At 69.8% G+C, this 15,551-nt stretch carries 14 protein-coding genes and 2 tRNA genes; 6 read left to right on the top strand and 10 right to left on the bottom strand.

From position 1 onward, the window contains the following. Window positions 1-853: hypothetical protein (locus ACZ5XZ_RS14865; protein ID WP_468977810.1), on the top strand; the 853-nt coding region annotated here is incomplete at its 5' end. Between the two features lie 123 nt (window positions 854-976). On the opposite strand, the gene clpX is transcribed toward ACZ5XZ_RS14865, so the two are convergent. The 5 genes from clpX to ACZ5XZ_RS14840 form a co-directional block, all read right to left on the bottom strand. Further along, window positions 977-2,260: an ATP-dependent Clp protease ATP-binding subunit ClpX gene (clpX, locus tag ACZ5XZ_RS14860; RefSeq protein WP_360942010.1), complete on the bottom strand. Its 1,284-nt coding sequence runs from the start codon at window positions 2,258-2,260 to the stop codon at window positions 977-979. A gap of 180 nt (window positions 2,261-2,440) precedes the next feature. After that, a complete protein-coding gene (locus ACZ5XZ_RS14855) occupies window positions 2,441-3,118 on the bottom strand; it encodes an ATP-dependent Clp protease proteolytic subunit (RefSeq protein ID WP_468977871.1) in 678 nt (225 codons plus the stop codon). Window positions 3,119-3,183: 65 nt separating this feature from the next. Further along, a complete protein-coding gene (locus ACZ5XZ_RS14850) occupies window positions 3,184-3,786 on the bottom strand; it encodes an ATP-dependent Clp protease proteolytic subunit (RefSeq protein ID WP_361315031.1) in 603 nt (200 codons plus the stop codon). Window positions 3,787-4,081: 295 nt separating this feature from the next. Next, window positions 4,082-5,461: a trigger factor gene (gene tig, locus ACZ5XZ_RS14845; protein WP_468977807.1), complete on the bottom strand. Its 1,380-nt coding sequence runs from the start codon at window positions 5,459-5,461 to the stop codon at window positions 4,082-4,084. 230 nt (window positions 5,462-5,691) lie between these two features. Further along, window positions 5,692-5,768, bottom strand: a tRNA-Pro gene (locus ACZ5XZ_RS14840). A 169-nt stretch (window positions 5,769-5,937) separates the two neighbouring features. Between ACZ5XZ_RS14840 and ACZ5XZ_RS14835 the strand changes: the two genes are divergently transcribed. Next, window positions 5,938-6,008, top strand: a tRNA-Gly gene (locus ACZ5XZ_RS14835). A 215-nt stretch (window positions 6,009-6,223) separates the two neighbouring features. Then, on the top strand, window positions 6,224-6,595 hold the full coding sequence (locus tag ACZ5XZ_RS14830) for an arsenate reductase family protein (RefSeq protein ID WP_468977805.1): 372 nt from the start codon (window positions 6,224-6,226) through the stop codon (window positions 6,593-6,595). Between the two features lie 109 nt (window positions 6,596-6,704). Here the strand turns inward: ACZ5XZ_RS14830 and ACZ5XZ_RS14825 are convergent, their stop codons facing one another. Beyond that, the gene (locus tag ACZ5XZ_RS14825) at window positions 6,705-6,899 is read right to left on the bottom strand and encodes a hypothetical protein (protein WP_384440576.1); all 195 of its coding nucleotides are present in this window, start codon (window positions 6,897-6,899) and stop codon (window positions 6,705-6,707) included. A gap of 689 nt (window positions 6,900-7,588) precedes the next feature. Between ACZ5XZ_RS14825 and ACZ5XZ_RS14820 the strand changes: the two genes are divergently transcribed. Further along, window positions 7,589-8,662 (top strand): acyltransferase family protein, encoded by a 1,074-nt coding sequence (locus ACZ5XZ_RS14820; protein WP_468977803.1) that lies wholly within the window; start codon window positions 7,589-7,591, stop codon window positions 8,660-8,662. On the opposite strand, the gene ACZ5XZ_RS14815 is transcribed toward ACZ5XZ_RS14820, so the two are convergent. Both ACZ5XZ_RS14815 and ACZ5XZ_RS14810 read right to left on the bottom strand, forming a co-directional pair. Continuing rightward, complete coding sequence (locus ACZ5XZ_RS14815; RefSeq protein ID WP_468977800.1) at window positions 8,652-9,524, bottom strand: ABC transporter ATP-binding protein; 873 nt, start codon at window positions 9,522-9,524, stop codon at window positions 8,652-8,654. The genes ACZ5XZ_RS14820 and ACZ5XZ_RS14815 overlap by 11 nt on opposite strands. 155 nt (window positions 9,525-9,679) lie before the next feature. After that, window positions 9,680-10,825 carry a SpoIIE family protein phosphatase gene (locus ACZ5XZ_RS14810; RefSeq protein ID WP_468977798.1) on the bottom strand — a complete coding sequence of 382 codons (1,146 nt, stop codon included), beginning with the start codon at window positions 10,823-10,825 and terminating at the stop codon, window positions 9,680-9,682. Between the two features lie 127 nt (window positions 10,826-10,952). On the opposite strand from ACZ5XZ_RS14810, the gene ACZ5XZ_RS14805 reads away from it, so the two are divergent. Then, entirely contained in the window at window positions 10,953-12,179 is a 1,227-nt protein-coding gene (locus ACZ5XZ_RS14805) for a GNAT family N-acetyltransferase (protein ID WP_468977795.1), read from the top strand. Window positions 12,180-12,404: 225 nt separating this feature from the next. Here ACZ5XZ_RS14805 and ACZ5XZ_RS14800 read toward each other — a convergent pair whose 3' ends face one another. Together ACZ5XZ_RS14800 and ACZ5XZ_RS14795 are read right to left on the bottom strand one after the other, a co-directional pair. Next, on the bottom strand, window positions 12,405-13,226 hold the full coding sequence (locus tag ACZ5XZ_RS14800) for an Fpg/Nei family DNA glycosylase (RefSeq protein ID WP_468977793.1): 822 nt from the start codon (window positions 13,224-13,226) through the stop codon (window positions 12,405-12,407). Window positions 13,227-13,298: 72 nt separating this feature from the next. Next, a complete protein-coding gene (locus tag ACZ5XZ_RS14795) occupies window positions 13,299-13,784 on the bottom strand; it encodes a ribose-5-phosphate isomerase (RefSeq protein WP_468977791.1) in 486 nt (161 codons plus the stop codon). A gap of 213 nt (window positions 13,785-13,997) precedes the next feature. Between ACZ5XZ_RS14795 and ACZ5XZ_RS14790 the strand changes: the two genes are divergently transcribed. After that, window positions 13,998-15,467, top strand: a complete 1,470-nt coding sequence (locus ACZ5XZ_RS14790; protein WP_468977789.1) for an amino acid permease — start codon at window positions 13,998-14,000, stop codon at window positions 15,465-15,467. Window positions 15,468-15,551 lie beyond the last annotated feature (84 nt).

Below are 15,551 nucleotides of genomic sequence, written 5' to 3'. Positions count from 1 at the left end.
CCAGCAAGGCGGCCAGGTGCCCCCGCAGCAGGGCTACGGCTACCCCCAGCAAGGCGGCCAGGTGCCCCCGCAGCAGGGCTACGGCTACCCCCAGCAGCCCGCCCAGCCCGGCTACGGCCAGCAGGCCCCGTACGGCGGCCAGCAGACCCCCTACGGCGTGATCCCCCAGGGCCCCGAGGAGACCGGCGGCGGCAACGGCAAGAAGATCGGCCTGATCGTCGGCGCGGTCGCGGTCGTCGCCGCGATCGGCGTGGGCGCGTACTTCGTCTTCGGCTCGGGCGGGGATGTGAAGCCCTACACGATCTCCATGCCCGAGAAGCTGCTGAGCGCGCAGTTCTCCAAGGCGCCGGGCTCCGGGGGCGCGGAGACCGAGGACTTGACGAAGGACAAAGAAGCCAAGGCGATGGGCATCACCAACAGCAAGGGCGTCCAGGGCCGCTACACGGCCACTGGCGGGCTGTCGATGCAGGTGATCGGGGTGTACGGCGAGGTCGCCGATCCCGAGGGCACCGTGGGACAGATGTTCGCCAAGATCGACGAGAACCAGAAGAAGGACCTCGGCCGCCGGAACGCCAAGGTCGAGGACGTCACGCCGACGACCGAGTACTCGCCGAGCGACTTCGACGGTGCGGTGATGAAGTGCCGGTCTCAGAAAGTCACGGTCTCGCAGAGCGGCGTCTCCGTACCCATCACCGTGTCCACCTGCGTCTGGGGCGACAACAGTGCCATCGGCCTCGTCCAGATGATGGCCGCCCCCACCGCCTCCGGCCCGGCCGGCGCGACGACGCCGAGCGCCGAGGAGCTCTCCGAAAAGACCGCCAAGGTCCGCAACGAGGTCCGCAAGGAGAAGTAGCCGCACCGCCTCGTGCGCCGTTGCGGGGGCGGCGATACAGGCACGGCGGACGGAGTCCCCGACGACAGAGCCGCCCGGAAGCACCAGCTGCCGGGCGGCTCTCGTACGTCTGCTGGGCGCGCGCTACGCGCTCTTCTCCTGGGGCTCGCCCGAGTCGCCTCGGGTGCGCGGGACCAGGGTCGGGTTCACGTTCGAGTGAACGACGTCCTCGGTGATGACGACGCGGGCGACGTCCTTGCGGGACGGGATCTCGTACATCACCGCCTGGAGGACCTCCTCCATGATGGCGCGCAGACCGCGGGCGCCGGTGCCGCGCAGGATCGCCTGGTCGGCGATGGCCTCCAGGGCCGGGCGGTCGAAGTCGAGCTCGACGCCGTCGAGTTCGAAGAGGCGCTTGTACTGCTTGACGAGCGCGTTGCGCGGCTCGACGAGGATCTGGAGCAGGGCCTCGCGGTCGAGGTTGTGCACGGAGGTCAGGACGGGGAGGCGGCCGATGAACTCCGGGATCATCCCGAACTTCACCAGGTCCTCGGGCATGACGTCCTGGAGCTGGTCCTTGGACTCGATCTCGCGCTTGGAGCGGATCGTGGCGCCGAAACCGATGCCCTTGGCGCCGGACCGGGCCTCGATGATCTTCTCCAGGCCGGCGAAGGCACCGCCGACGATGAAGAGGACGTTCGTGGTGTCGATCTGGATGAATTCCTGGTGGGGGTGCTTGCGGCCGCCCTGGGGCGGAACGGAGGCGGTGGTGCCCTCCAGGATCTTCAGCAGCGCCTGCTGGACGCCCTCGCCGGAGACATCCCGCGTGATCGACGGGTTTTCGCTCTTCCGGGCGACCTTGTCGATCTCGTCGATGTAGATGATCCCGGTCTCGGCCTTCTTGATGTCGAAGTCCGCGGCCTGGATCAGCTTGAGGAGGATGTTCTCGACGTCCTCACCGACGTAGCCGGCCTCCGTCAGGGCCGTGGCGTCGGCGAACGCGAAGGGGACGTTCAGCATCCGGGCGAGGGTCTGCGCGAGCAGGGTCTTGCCGGAGCCGGTCGGGCCGAGCAGCAGGATGTTGGACTTGGCGAGCTCGATGCCCTCGTCGCCGCGGCCGGGGCCGTTCTCGCCCGCCTGCACCCGCTTGTAGTGGTTGTAGACGGCGACCGAGAGCGCCTTCTTCGCGGGCTCCTGGCCGACGACATAGCCGTTCAGGAACTCGTAGATCTCCCGGGGCTTGGGGAGCTCCTCCCACCGCACCTCGGAGGTCTCGGCGAGCTCCTCCTCGATGATTTCGTTGCAGAGGTCGATGCACTCGTCGCAGATGTACACACCAGGTCCCGCGATGAGCTTCTTCACCTGCTTCTGGCTCTTTCCACAGAATGAGCACTTGAGCAGGTCGCCGCCGTCACCGATGCGTGCCACGAGGTGCTTCCCCTTCGCCTGGGATCCGCATTGCTCCACGGACCCGGGTGCTTGCCTATCGACGGTACCTTGCCGGGCCCCCCGTACGGGCCCCCCTTGGACCGACTCGGTTCACTCGATCCCGTACCGATCCAAGGGGGCAACGCTCCGGCTCACTTCGCGAAGATCGCGAGCAGATCCCTAACCGATCGAGACGGACGACTTGCGCGTCGAGACGATCTGGTCGACCAGACCGTACGCCAGGGACTCCTCGGCGGTCAGAATCTTGTCACGCTCGATATCGTCACGGATCTTCTCGATCGGCGTGGAGGAGTGCTTGGCCAGCAGGTCCTCCAGCTGCGAGCGCATCCGCAGGATCTCGTTTGCGGCGATCTCCAGGTCGGAGACCTGACCGCGGCCGGTCTCGCTGTAAGGCTGGTGGATCAGCACCCGGGCGTTCGGCAGCGCCATCCGCTTGCCGGGGGTGCCGGCCGCGAGCAGCACGGCCGCGGCGGAGGCCGCCTGGCCCATGCAGACCGTCTGGATGTCCGGCTTCACGAACTGCATCGTGTCGTAGATGGCCGTGAGCGCCGTGAAGGAGCCACCGGGGCTGTTGATGTAGATCGAGATGTCGCGGTCGGGGTCCATCGACTCCAGGCACAGCAGCTGCGCCATGACGTCGTTGGCCGAGGCGTCGTCGATCTGCACGCCGAGGAAGATCACGCGCTCCTCGAACAGCTTGGCGTACGGGTCGTACTCGCGCACGCCCTGCGACGTGCGCTCGACGAAGCGCGGGACGATGTAGCGGGACTCCGCGCGCGGGCCGGAGAACTCGGCCTCCGGGCGCTGGTAGGGGCCGCTGCCGGGGAAGTTGTTCATCGTGGTGTTCACCATCCTGGTGGCGATCAAGTGGGCTGGGGTGGCTGGGGCGAGTGCTACGGGGCTCAGGCCCCGGTGCCGCCCCCGCCCGGAACGCCGGCGGCGGAGGTCATCACATCGTCGATCAGGCCGTACTCCTTGGCCTCGTCGGCGGAGAACCAGCGGTCGCGGTCCGAGTCCTGGGTGATCCGCTCGACGGTCTGGCCGGTGTGGAAGGCCGTCAGCTCCGCCATCCGCTTCTTGGTGTGCAGCAGCCGCTCGGCGTGGATCTTGATGTCCGACGCGGAGCCGGCAAGACCGGCGGAGGGCTGGTGGATGAGGATCTCGGCGTTCGGCAGCGCGAAGCGCTTGCCCGGGGTGCCGGCGCTCAGCAGGAACTGTCCCATGGAGGCGGCGAGGCCCATCGCGATCGTCACCACGTCGTTCTTGATGTACTGCATGGTGTCGTAGATCGCCAAGCCGGCCGAGATCGAGCCGCCCGGGGAGTTGATGTAGAGGAAGATGTCCTTGTCCGGGTCCGCGGCGAGGAGAAGCAGCTGCGCGGTGATCTTGTTGGCGATGTCGTCGTCGACCGGCTGGCCGAGGAAGATGATCCGCTCGCCGAGCAGCCGGTTGTAGACCTGGTCGCCGAGGCCACCGATGGTCGGCTCAGCGGCGGCGGAAGGCATCGGGATCGTCACGTGTCCACCTGCTCGTTGTCGGACGGCCGGGGCCGTCTCAGCGTCGTCTTCTGGGGCGTGGGGAGCGGCGCCGTGTATGCCCCCGGCGCTGTTTCGCAGACTCCCCTGCCCTCGTATCTACGGACCCTAACGCGCAGGTCGGACAACGCCATCCCGCATCGATAACTGTTCGCTGTGAGCGCAGGCTGACCGGCCGGTATGACGTACGGGCCCGAACACGCGGACGTGCGTGTTCGGGCCCGTACATTTCACTCGTTCAACCAAGCCGCGAGGCGGCCGGGGCTCAGGCCTCGGACTTCTCGTCGGTGCCCTCGGCCTCGGCGACGACGGTCTCGGCGACCTCGGCCTCGTCCTCGTCCTCCAGGTCGATGACCTCGCCGTTGGTGTCCTTGACCGTGGCGGCCTCGACGACGACCGCGAGGGCCTTGCCGCGGGCGACCTCACCGACGAGCATCGGCACCTGGCCGCCTTCGACGACGGCCTGGGCGAACTGGTCGGGGGACATGCCGGAGGACTGCGCGCGGCGCATGAGGTGCTCGGTGAGCTCCTCCTGGCTGACGTTCAGCTTCTCCTTGTTGACCAGCTCGTCGAGGATGAACTGGGTCTTGATGCCCTTCTCCGCCTGCTCCTTGGTCTCGGCGTCGAACTCCTCCTCGGACTTGCCCTGGATCTCCAGGTACTTCGCGAGGTCGAGACCCATCTGGGCGAGCTGGTGGTTGACCAGGTTGTGCTTGCGGGTGTTGATCTCGTCCTCGAGAAGCTTCTCGGGCATCGGGACCTCGACCAGCTTCAGGAGCTCGTCGAGCACCTTCTCCTGGGCCTGGGTGGCCTGGTCGTACTTCTTCATCTGCGCCAGGCGCTTGCGGCTGTCCGCCTTGAGCTCCTCGAGGGTGTCGAACTCGCTGGCCAGCTGCGCGAAGTCGTCGTCCAGCTCGGGCAGTTCGCGGGACTTGACCTCGGTGACCTCGACCTTGACCTCGGCCTCCTTGCCCTGGGCGGAGCCGCCCTTGAGCTCGGAGGTGAAGGTGGCGCTGCCGCCGGCCTCCACGCCCTTGACCGCGTCGTCGATGCCGTCGAGCAGCTCACCGGAGCCGACGGTGTACGTGACGCCCTCGGCGACACCGTCCTCCAGGACCTCGCCGTCGACCTTGGCCTCGAGGTTGACCGTCAGCACGTCGCCGTCCTGGGCGGCACGCTCGACCGGGGAGGTCGAGGCGAAGCGCTCACGCAGCTGCTCGACGGACTTGTCGACGTCCTCGTCCGACACCTCGACGGCGTCGACCTCGACCTCGATGCCGGAGTAGTCCGGGATCTCCAGGGCCGGGCGGATGTCGACCTCGGCGGTGAAGGCCAGCAGCTCGCCGTCCTTCAGCTCGGTGATGTCGACCTCGGGCTGGCCGAGGACGTTCAGCTCACCCTCGTTGACCGCCTCGGTGTAGAACTTCGGGAGCGCGTCGTTGACGGCCTCCTCCAGCACGGCGCCACGGCCGAACCGCTGGTCGATGACGCGGGCCGGGATCTTGCCCTGGCGGAAGCCCTTCACCGTGACCTGCTGGTTGATCTTCTTGTACGCCGCGTCGAGGCTGGGCTTGAGCTCCTCGAAGGGCACCTCGACAGTGAGCCGAACCCGAGTCGGGTTCAGGGTCTCCACGGCGCTCTTCACGGTTCGGTCTCCTTGGGGCTGACTTCTGGGGTTTTGCTTGAGATCTACCGGATACCGGCTACCCGGGCCCGGCCGATCACGCCCGGTACACAGACACACGGGCACGCAGCTTGCATAGTAACCGCTAGGAGGATGACGCCCACAACGTGATCTTGCACGCCCCGCCGATCGCGCGGGTGCCCCGGTGGGTCGGGGGCTGTGCCCGGCTACTGCTGCCGGGCTTGACCTGCTGGTCGGGGTGGCCGGATTCGAACCGACGACCTTCCGCTCCCAAAGCGGACGCGCTACCAAGCTGCGCCACACCCCGTCGGTGCGACACGTAGGGTACATGGCCGCGGACAGAACGGCTGCCAGATATCGCCGTGACCGGTGGGGACGGGGTACGGACGGGCGGGGCACAGAGGAAGGGTGTGCGGCGCACCACCGCGACCCGCTAGGATGCACTGCGTGCCGAGGTCTGGTGACCGGCGGTGCTTGCGGGCGTAGCTCAATGGTAGAGCCCTAGTCTTCCAAACTAGCTACGCGGGTTCGATTCCCGTCGCCCGCTCTTGTAGGGGAGAACCCCGGGCCGGGCGGCTCGGGGTTCTCCGCTTTTCCGGCGGGCCGGCTCTCTCGCCGTTCGGCTCCTCTCCCCGCTCGGCCCCCTGTGTCGCGCGGCGGCCTTCCCCGTCCCCGGTTTCCCGTGTCCACGGTTTCCCGTCCGCGGCCCGTCCGCGTGCGCCGCTCTTCGCTCCCGGCGGGCGGATCAATAAAGTGGCGGGCATGGAGATCTGGCTCAATCCCGCGTGTTCCAAGTGCCGTTCCGCCGTGCAGATCCTGGACGACGAGGGCGCTCGGTACACCGTGCGCAAGTACCTGGAGGACCCGCCGGACGCGGGCGAACTGCGCGATGTGCTGACGCGGCTGGGCCTGGAGCCCTGGGACATCACCCGGACCCAGGAGGCCGAGGCGAAGGAGCTGGGGCTCAAGGAGTGGGAGCGCACCGACGCCGCGCGGGAGCGGTGGATCGCGGCTCTGGCGGCGCATCCCCGGCTGATTCAGCGGCCGATCATCACGGCGGACGACGGCTCGGCGCTCGTGGGGCGTACCGAGGAGGCCGTACGCGAGGTGGTGGCGCGGACCGGCGACGCCTAGCCCCGGACGGCTCGGCCTGGCCGCGGTTCGCGTGGCCGGGCCTTGTGCGGCGGCCGGCTCAGGGGCCGGCGGGCACCCGGATCGGTCGGACCTGGAACGCGATCCGGACCTAGAACGTGATGTGGTTGATGGTGTCCGCCAGGGAGTTGAAGAACCGGTTGATGGACGGCGCCATGCCGGTGGAGGCGAGGAAGAAGCCGAAGAGCACGGCGACGATCGCCGGACCCGCCTTGATCGACTTTCCTCTGATCAGCACGATCAGGATGATCCCCAACAGCAGCACAACTGACAGCGAAAGAGCCACAACTGATCACACCCTTGGTCGGAACGCCTCACCCGCCCGGGAGCATGCCGCGCACACCCCCCGGCACTCATCGTGCCACCAACTCCATGCCCACTGCAGGCCGGTGACGAATCATCGGCCAACGCTTTGCCCGGTTCCTGCCACCGGAGGCCGCGGGGAGGCGAGGGAGCGTCCTGTGGGTGGCGGCGGCATGACGGGCGGGTCCCCGCCGCGGCACGACGGAGGGCTCCCGGAATTCGCCCGGACGAGGCCGCGGCGGTAATTCACCCGAGTCATTCTGATCATTTTCTTCGTACCCGGACCGGCCAATTTCAGTTATTCGTGGCATCCGTCACGCCGCATGGGACGCGAGAGCGAGTGACCGACACCACGGGAACATAAGGGTCGAGAAGTAGACATTCCCTCCGCGTCGTTCGCAGGGGATATCGCCCCTTTTGGGGGTATGAAGTGCGGCAAATCGGCCGGAAGGCGGCAGGATCCGCCCGTAGATTGCTGGTTTTATCCATGTGCTATCCGTGACGGCACCCAGTGCAATTAGGGAATAGCTCGGATGCGGTTTTACGCATTCGCCGAGCGCCGCTATCGTGCCTCAAATGTTTCCCGCTGCCCCGACACCTCGACGCGAACTCCCCGCTGCCCGGGAGGCGTCGGGTACGGACCGGAGAGAGCCCTCGGCACAGCCAACCGGTGTGCCCGAGGACACAACGGCGTCCGGGCCGAAGAGCGGGGGGCGCACCGCGTTCTTCGACAACGCCAAGTACCTGGCCATCGTGCTGGTGGCGATGGGCCATGCGTGGGAACCGCTGACCGACGGCAGCCGGGCCGCCGAGGCGCTCTACATGACCGTCTACACCTTCCACATGCCGGCCTTCATCATCATCTCCGGCTACTTCTCGCGCAGCTTCGACATGCGCAAGGACCGGCTGCAGCGCCTGGTCACCGGGGTGGTCGTGCCCTACGTCCTCTTCGAGACCGCCTACGCCTTCTTCAAGCGCTGGGCGGACGACGATCCGGGGCACCCCATCAGCCTGCTCGATCCGTGGTTTTTGACCTGGTTCCTGGTGGCGCTGTTCGTCTGGCGGCTGACCACTCCGCTGTGGAAGATCGTGCGCTGGCCGATCCCACTGGCGGTGGCCATCGCCGTACTCGCGTCCGTGTCACCGGACATCGGCGATGATCTGGACCTCCAGCGGGTGCTGCAGTTCCTGCCCTTCTTCGTCCTGGGGCTGTCGCTGCGGGCAGAGCACTTCGCGCTGGTGCAGCGCCGGGCGGTACGGATCGCGTCCGTGCCGATCTTCGCCGCCGCGCTGGTGATGGCCTACTGGGCGGCGCCCCGGATGTCCTCGGCGTGGTTCTACCACCGCGACAGCGCACAGGAGCTGGGCACCACCTGGTGGATCGGCGCGGTGATGACACCCGCCCTCTTCGGCTGCTCGATCGTGCTCACGGCCTGCTTCTTTTCCTGGGTGCCGACGCGCCGGACGTGGTTCACGGTGCTGGGCGCCGGGACGCTGTACGGCTATCTGCTGCACGGCTTCCTGGCGAAGGGCTCGCGCTTCTGGGGCTGGTTCGACGACTACGCCTGGCTGCACACGCCGCCCGGCGAGATCGCGGTCACGCTGATCGCGGCGGCCATCGTCACGGCACTGTGCACACCCCCCGTCCGAAGGGTCTTCCGCTTCGCGATGGAGCCGACGATGGCCTGGGCGTTCCGCAAGGACCCGGCCGACACGGCCCGGGCCCGGGAGGGCGTCAGCGCCTGAGGGCGTCCGCCATGGCCGCCGCCGACCTCGGCGGCCCGGCCGGGGCCGGATCCGGCGCCCCACCCGGGCGGGGCGGCGACTGCCGGCCGCGGGCCGCCAGGCCGGCCATGCGGGCGGCTATCTCCTCGGGGGTGGCGCCCCGCAGCCGGTCGGCGAGCGTGCCCGAGGCGAGGATCACCACGTCGTCGGCCCAGGACGCGGCGACCGGGTCGTGGGTGACCATCACCACGGTCGTGCCGAGGGCGTCGACGGCATGCCGCAGCAGGGCGAGCACCTCGGCGGCGGTGCCGGTGTCCAGGGCGCCGGTCGGCTCGTCGGCGAAGATCACATCGGGGTTGGTGACCAGGGCGCGGGCTATCGCGACCCGCTGCTGCTGCCCTCCGGAGAGCTGGCCGGGGCGACGGCGCGCATGCTCGCCCAGGCCGACCCGGGCCAGCACCTCCGCCGCCCGCCGGCGGTCCGGGCGCCGGCCGGCCAGCCGTATCGGCAGCAGGACGTTCTGCTCGACGGTCAGGGCCGGCAGCAGATTGAACGACTGGAAGACGAAGCCCAGACGGCTGCGGCGCAAGACCGTGAGGCGGTTCTCACTCATACGGCTGATCTCCGTGCCCGCCAGACGAACGGAGCCGGCGGTGGGGCGGTCCAGGCCCGCCGCGCACTGCAGGAAGGTCGACTTTCCGGAGCCCGAAGGGCCCATGACAGCGGTGAAGGAGCCGTGCGGCAGCGACAGATCGATGCCGCGCAGGGCCTGGACCGCGCCGGCTCCCCGGCCGTACTGACGGCGCACCCCCCGCAGTTCCACGGCGTGCCCGCCCACCGCCTCGGCACCCCGTGCCGCTCGTCGCCCGCCGCGCAGCCCCATGTCCCGCGCCCCCCGTCTCGTCCGGCCCGGCCCCCGTCACGGCCGGTCTCCGCTCCATCAACGTACGGATCCGGACCCCGCCGCGGCCATGAGGAAGACCGCACAAAAAGACGGGGGAAAACCCCACCCCCCGGCCGGCCGCAGCCGGCGCGCGCCTACGCGTCCCGGCAGATCAGCAGCAGCGCCCGGTCGTCGTTGACGTCCTTGGCCACGGCCTCGATCAGATGCCAGGCGGCGCCCGCGAAGCCGCTGGCGACGTAGCGGTCGGCCTCACCGGTCAGGCGGTCGATGCCCTCGGCGATATCGCGGTCGGCGGCCTCCACCAGGCCGTCGGTGAACAGCATCAGCACATCGCCGGGCCGCAGCGTCCCCTTGACCGGGTCGAACTGGGCACCGTCGTAGACGCCGAGCAGCGGCCCCTCGCCGGGCTTCTCCTCCCAGCGGCCGCTGCCCGCGCTGAGCTGGAGGGCCGGCAGATGGCCCGCGGAGAGGAGTTCGTAGTCGCCGGACTCCAGGTCGAGGACGAGGTGGATGGAGGTCGCGAAGCCCTCGTCCCAGTCCTGGCGCAGCAGGTAGCCGTTGGCGGCGGGCAGGAAGCCGTGCGGCGGGAGGGAGCCCAGCAGCCCGCCGAAGGCGCCGGACAGCAGCAGCGCCCGGGAGGCGGCGTCCATGCCCTTGCCGGAGACATCGGTGAGCACCACTTCGAGGATGTTGCCGCCATGGGTGCGGGAGGCGACGACGAAGTCCCCGGAGAAGGACTGGCCGCCGGCCGGGCGCAGCGCCATTTCGTGGTGCCAGCCCTTGGGCAGCCGGGGCAGCTTGCTCTGTACTCGGATGCGTTCGCGCAGGTCGAAGAGCATGGTGCCGCCGCGCCGCCAGGGCACCCCGACCCGGCTGCGGAACTGCGCGATCAGCAGCCCGAAGAACCCGACCGCGGCGACGACCAGCACCGTGCCCGGGGTGATCCGGTCCGGTCCATCGTCATACGGGCCGAACAGCGCGGACTCGACGACCAGGGCGGCCGCGGAGGCGCCGTACAGGACGAGGAGGTTGGCCGGCCGCAGCAGCAGGCCGCCGGCGATCACCGGCAGGACCAGGGCGGTCGGGGCGAGCCATTCGGGGTGCCAGAGCGTGCCCGCGGCGATGGCGGGGATGGCGATCAGCAGGGCGACCAGTGCGAACCGGTCGGAGCCCTCACCGCGGAAGTAGTCGACCCCGGCTTTGCGTACGCCGACGCGGGCCCGGTGCAGGCCTTTGTGCACCCGGGCCGTCAGGGTTTCCGTTCCCGGGCCGCTTGTCATCGCTCTGGGACCTTATCCACCCGTTCGGCGGCGCGTCGATTCGCCGCACGTCACCCCGGCCAATTGCCGGGAAACGGCGTTCGAAATACGGTCGCGCGACCGGAGAGTGTCCTGCTAGGGATGGTCCATGACGACGGATCTTCGGGTACTGCGGGATGCCGAGTGGGACGTCTGGTCCGACGCGTTGAACGCCGCGTTCGGTGAGCTGCCGTCGCCGGAGGAGCTCGCCCTGCGGCGCGAACTGACCGAGGTCGAGCGCTCGCTCGGCGTCTGGGACGGGCGGCGGTGCGTCGGCACGGCGGGGGCGATCTCGTTCGGGCTCACGGTGCCGGGCGGGGCCGAGGTGCCGGCGGCCGGGGTCACGATGGTCAGTGTGCAGCCGACGCACCGCCGGCGCGGGGTGCTGCGCTCGATGATGCGCCGGCAGCTGGCGGACGTCCGCGAGCGCGGTGAGCCGCTGGCGGTGCTGACCGCCTCGGAGCCGGCGATCTACGGGCGCTTCGGCTACGGCGCGGCGGCCCAGGACATGCGCCTGACGGTCGACACGCAACGGCTGCCGGCGCCCGAGTTGCCCGGGGTGGACGGCGTACGGCTGCGGCTGGCGGACCCGGAGGCGGCGCTGGCCGACTGCGAGCGGATCTACGCCGAGCTGGTGCCGGCCCGCCCCGGAATGCTGACCCGCCCACCGGGCTGGGAGAAGGTCACCGTGCTCGACGTGCCCGGCAAGCAGCCGGGGGCCGCGGCGCTGCAGTGCGTGCTGGCCGAGGTGGACGGCGAGGTGCGGGGCTACACGCGCTACGCCCTCAAGCCGCGGTGGGACGACGCGGGGCCGTGCGGGACGGTGCTCGTACGGCACGTCGAGGCGCTGGACCCGGTGGTGTACGCGGCGCTGTGGCGCTATCTGTTCGGGATCGACCTGTCGTCGTCGGTGTCGGTGGCCACCCGGCCGGTGGACGACGCGCTGCTGCATCTGGTGCCGGACCAGCGGCGCTGCGGGATCGGGCTGCGCGAGTCGCTGTTCGTCCGGCCGGTGGAGGTGGGCGCGGCGCTGGCGGCGCGGACGTACCGGACTCCGGTGGACGTCGTGCTGGAGGTCGCGGACCCGTTCTGCCCGTGGAACGAGGGGCGATGGCGACTGTCCGGTGACGCGAAGGGCGCGAGCTGTGCGCGGACGGCGGACGCGGCCGATCTGGCGCTGTCCGTGCGGGAGCTGGGCTCCGCCTATCTGGGCGGGTTCACGCTCTCGTCGCTGGCCGCGGCGGGGCGGGTGCGCGAGCTGCGGCCGGGTGCGCTGGGTGCGGCCTCGGTGGCGTTCGGGTCGGATGTGGCGCCCTGGCTGCCGTACGGGTTCTAACGGGTTCTAGGGGCTGGCGGGGGCGGCCCTAGGGGGTGGGGGAACAGATCCCGTAGGGGGTGCGAGGGCCCCCTGCGGGGCCACAACGCGGTGGTGGTGGACGGTATTCCGGGTGGCGGACGGTAGTCCGGGCGACGGGACGGCAGTCCGGACGGCAGTCCGGACGGCGGGACGGCAGTCCGGACGGCGGGCGGTAGCTCGGGCAACGGACCGTAGTCCGGACGGTCAGCGTCCACCCATAGCCGGCTGGCAGCCCGGGCACCAGAAGAGGTTGCGGGCGGCGAGGTCGGCGGTGCGGATCTCGGCGCCGCAGATGTGGCAGCCCTGGTGCGCGCGGCGGTAGACGTAGACCTCGCCGCCGTGGTCGTCGACCCGCGGCGGGCGGCCCATGGCCTCGGGCAGGTGCTCGGGGCGGACGGTGTCGATCCGGTTGTGGCGGACGCCCTCGGCCATCAGGAACACCAGGTCGGCCCAGATGGCGTCCCATGCGGCGCGGCCGAGGTCACGGCCCGGGAGGTAGGGGTCGATGCCGTGCCGGAAGAGGACCTCGGCGCGGTAGACGTTGCCGACCCCCGCGATGATCTTCTGGTCGAGCAGCAGCGCCGCGATGGTCGTACGGCTGCGGGAGATCCGCTGCCAGGCACGGGTGCCGTCGTCGTCGGGGCGCAGCGGGTCCGGGCCGAGGCGGTCGTGTATCGCCTGCTTCTCGACGTCGGTGATCAGTGCGCAGGTCGTGGGACCGCGCAGGTCCGCGTGTGCGGTGGGGCTCGCCAGGCGCAGCCGCACGGTGTCGGTGGGCGGCGGGGCGGGGACGCCGCCGAAGCCGAGCTTGCCGAACAGGCCGAGGTGGACGTGGATCCAACGGTCCGGGCCGAAGCCGAGGAAGAGGTGCTTGCCATGGGCTTCGGTGCGCTCAAGCACCTGGTTGTCGACGAGGGCCGCGCCGCCCGCGAACTTGCCCTGCGGGCTGGTCGCCCGGACCGTCCGCCCCACGAAGCGCTCGGCGTAGTCCGCCGCCAGGCGGTGGATGGTGTGGCCCTCGGGCATGCGTGGTCTCCAGTGGGCGCGCCCGCCCGCCCCGGCGCTCGGGGTGGGCGGGCGACGGCGGTGTGCGGCGGGTCAGCCCTGCGGGTGGTGGGCCGGGATGGCGGGGAGTTCGCCGGTGGTCTCGTAGGCCGAGAGCATGTCGATGCGGCGGGTGTGCCGCTCCTCGCCCGAGTAGGGGGTGCTCAGGAAGACCTCGATGAACTTGGTCGCCTCTTCCTCGGTGTGCATCCGGCCGCCGACGGAGATGACGTTGGCGTTGTTGTGCTCGCGGCCGAGCCTGGCGGTCTCCTCGCTCCAGGCCAGCGCGGCCCGTACGCCCTTGACCTTGTTGGCGGCGATCTGCTCGCCGTTGCCGGAGCCGCCGATCACGATGCCGAGGCTGTCCGGGTCGGCGGCGGTCTTCTCCGCGGCGCGCAGGCAGAACGGCGGGTAGTCGTCCTGGGCGTCGTAGATGTGGGGACCGCAGTCGACGGGCTCGTGGCCGTGGGCCTTGAGCCACTCGACGAGGTGGTTCTTGAGTTCAAAACCTGCATGGTCGGAGCCGAGATACACGCGCATGGCATGAGTGTGACATGGGACTCGGCGGGTAGGCGCCGCCGGGTCTTTGTGCGGCGGTGCGGACGGAATCGCGAGTGGACCTTGTGTACGTATGCATTGCGCGCAACCTTCCAGTGTTTCATGCAACGATCCAGCGTCAGGCCTTCCAATCCACGGGTTGGCGAAGATCTAATGCTGTGGTTCCAATCCGTGAACCACACAAGGACGGTGCACATGGGCGCGCACCCTCACCCCGGCTCTCAGGGAGCAGGGGGACCCCCCACCGCCACGCAGGTCCCCACCACCGGCGAACCCGGCGGCGGACCGGCCGGGGGGCAGTCGCAGGACGGGCTGCAGGCAGGACTGAAGAACCGCCATCTGTCGATGATCGCGATCGGCGGGGTCATCGGCGCCGGGCTGTTCGTGGGCTCCGGCGCGGGCATCGCCGCCGCCGGCCCGGGCATCCTGCTGTCGTACGCGCTGACCGGGCTGCTGGTCGTGCTGGTGATGCGGATGCTGGGCGAGATGGCCGCGGCCTCCCCCACATCCGGGTCGTTCTCCGCCTACGCGGACCGGGCGCTGGGCCGCTGGGCCGGCTTCACGATCGGCTGGCTGTACTGGTTCTTCTGGTCGGTGGTGCTGGCCGTCGAGGCGACCGCCGCCGCGTCGATCCTCACCGGCTGGGTCCCGGCGGTCCCGCAGTGGGCCTGGGCGCTGCTGGTGATGGTCGTGCTGACCGGCACCAACCTGATCTCGGTGGGCTCGTTCGGTGAGTTCGAGTTCTGGTTCGCCGGGATCAAGGTCGTCGCGATCGTCATCTTCATCGTGGTCGGCGCGCTGGCGATATTCGGGCTGCCGCCGGGCGACCACGCCGTGGGCATGTCGAATCTGACCGGGCACGGCGGCTTCCTGCCGAACGGTCCCGGCGCGATCCTCTCCGGCATGCTGCTGGTGGTCTTCTCCTTCATGGGCAGCGAGATCGTCACGCTGGCGGCCAGCGAGTCGCCGAACCCGGTGCTGGCCGTCCGCAAGGCCGTCAACAGCGTCATCTGGCGGATCGCGCTCTTCTACATCGGCTCGATCACGGTGATCGTGACGCTGCTGCCGTGGAACGACCCGGCGGTGCTCAAGAGCCCGTATGTGGCGGTGCTGAAGTCGCTGGACATTCCGTACGCGGGCACGGTGATGGACGTCGTGGTGCTGACCGCGGTGCTGTCCTGTCTGAACTCCGGGCTCTACACGGCCTCCCGGATGGCGTTCTCGCTCGGTGAGCGCGGGGACGCGCCGAAGTCGTTCGCCACCGTCAACAAGGGCGGGGTGCCGGCGGTCGCGATCTTCGCGTCGGTGGCCTTCGGCTTCATCGCGACGATCTTCAGCTACACCTCGAAGGACACCGTCTTCCAGTTCCTGCTGAACTCGTCGGGCGCGGTGGCGCTCTTCGTGTGGCTGGTCATCTGCTTCTCGCAGCTGCGGATGCGCCGGGTGATCGAGCGGGAGACACCGGAGCGGCTGACGGTGCGGATGTGGATGTACCCGTGGCTGACGTACGCGACGATCGGGCTGATCGTCTTCGTCGTCGGCTACATGTTCTACGACCCGGACGGGCGGGAGCAGATGATCCTGTCGGTGGTCGCGGCGGTGGTGGTGCTGGCGATCGGGCTGGTACTGGAGCGCCGGCGGCCGCGGACGACCGCCGGGAAGTAGGCGGACGCACCGACGGGGGGGGGGGGGGGGGGGAGGAAAGGGGGGGGGGGGGGGGGGAGGGATGGCTGGTTGGGTTTTGGTTCT

This window comes from Streptomyces sp. NPDC033270 (assembly GCF_055576575.1).
Note: the sequence above shows the minus strand (reverse complement) of the source record. Positions and strands in the feature narration are given on the sequence as shown.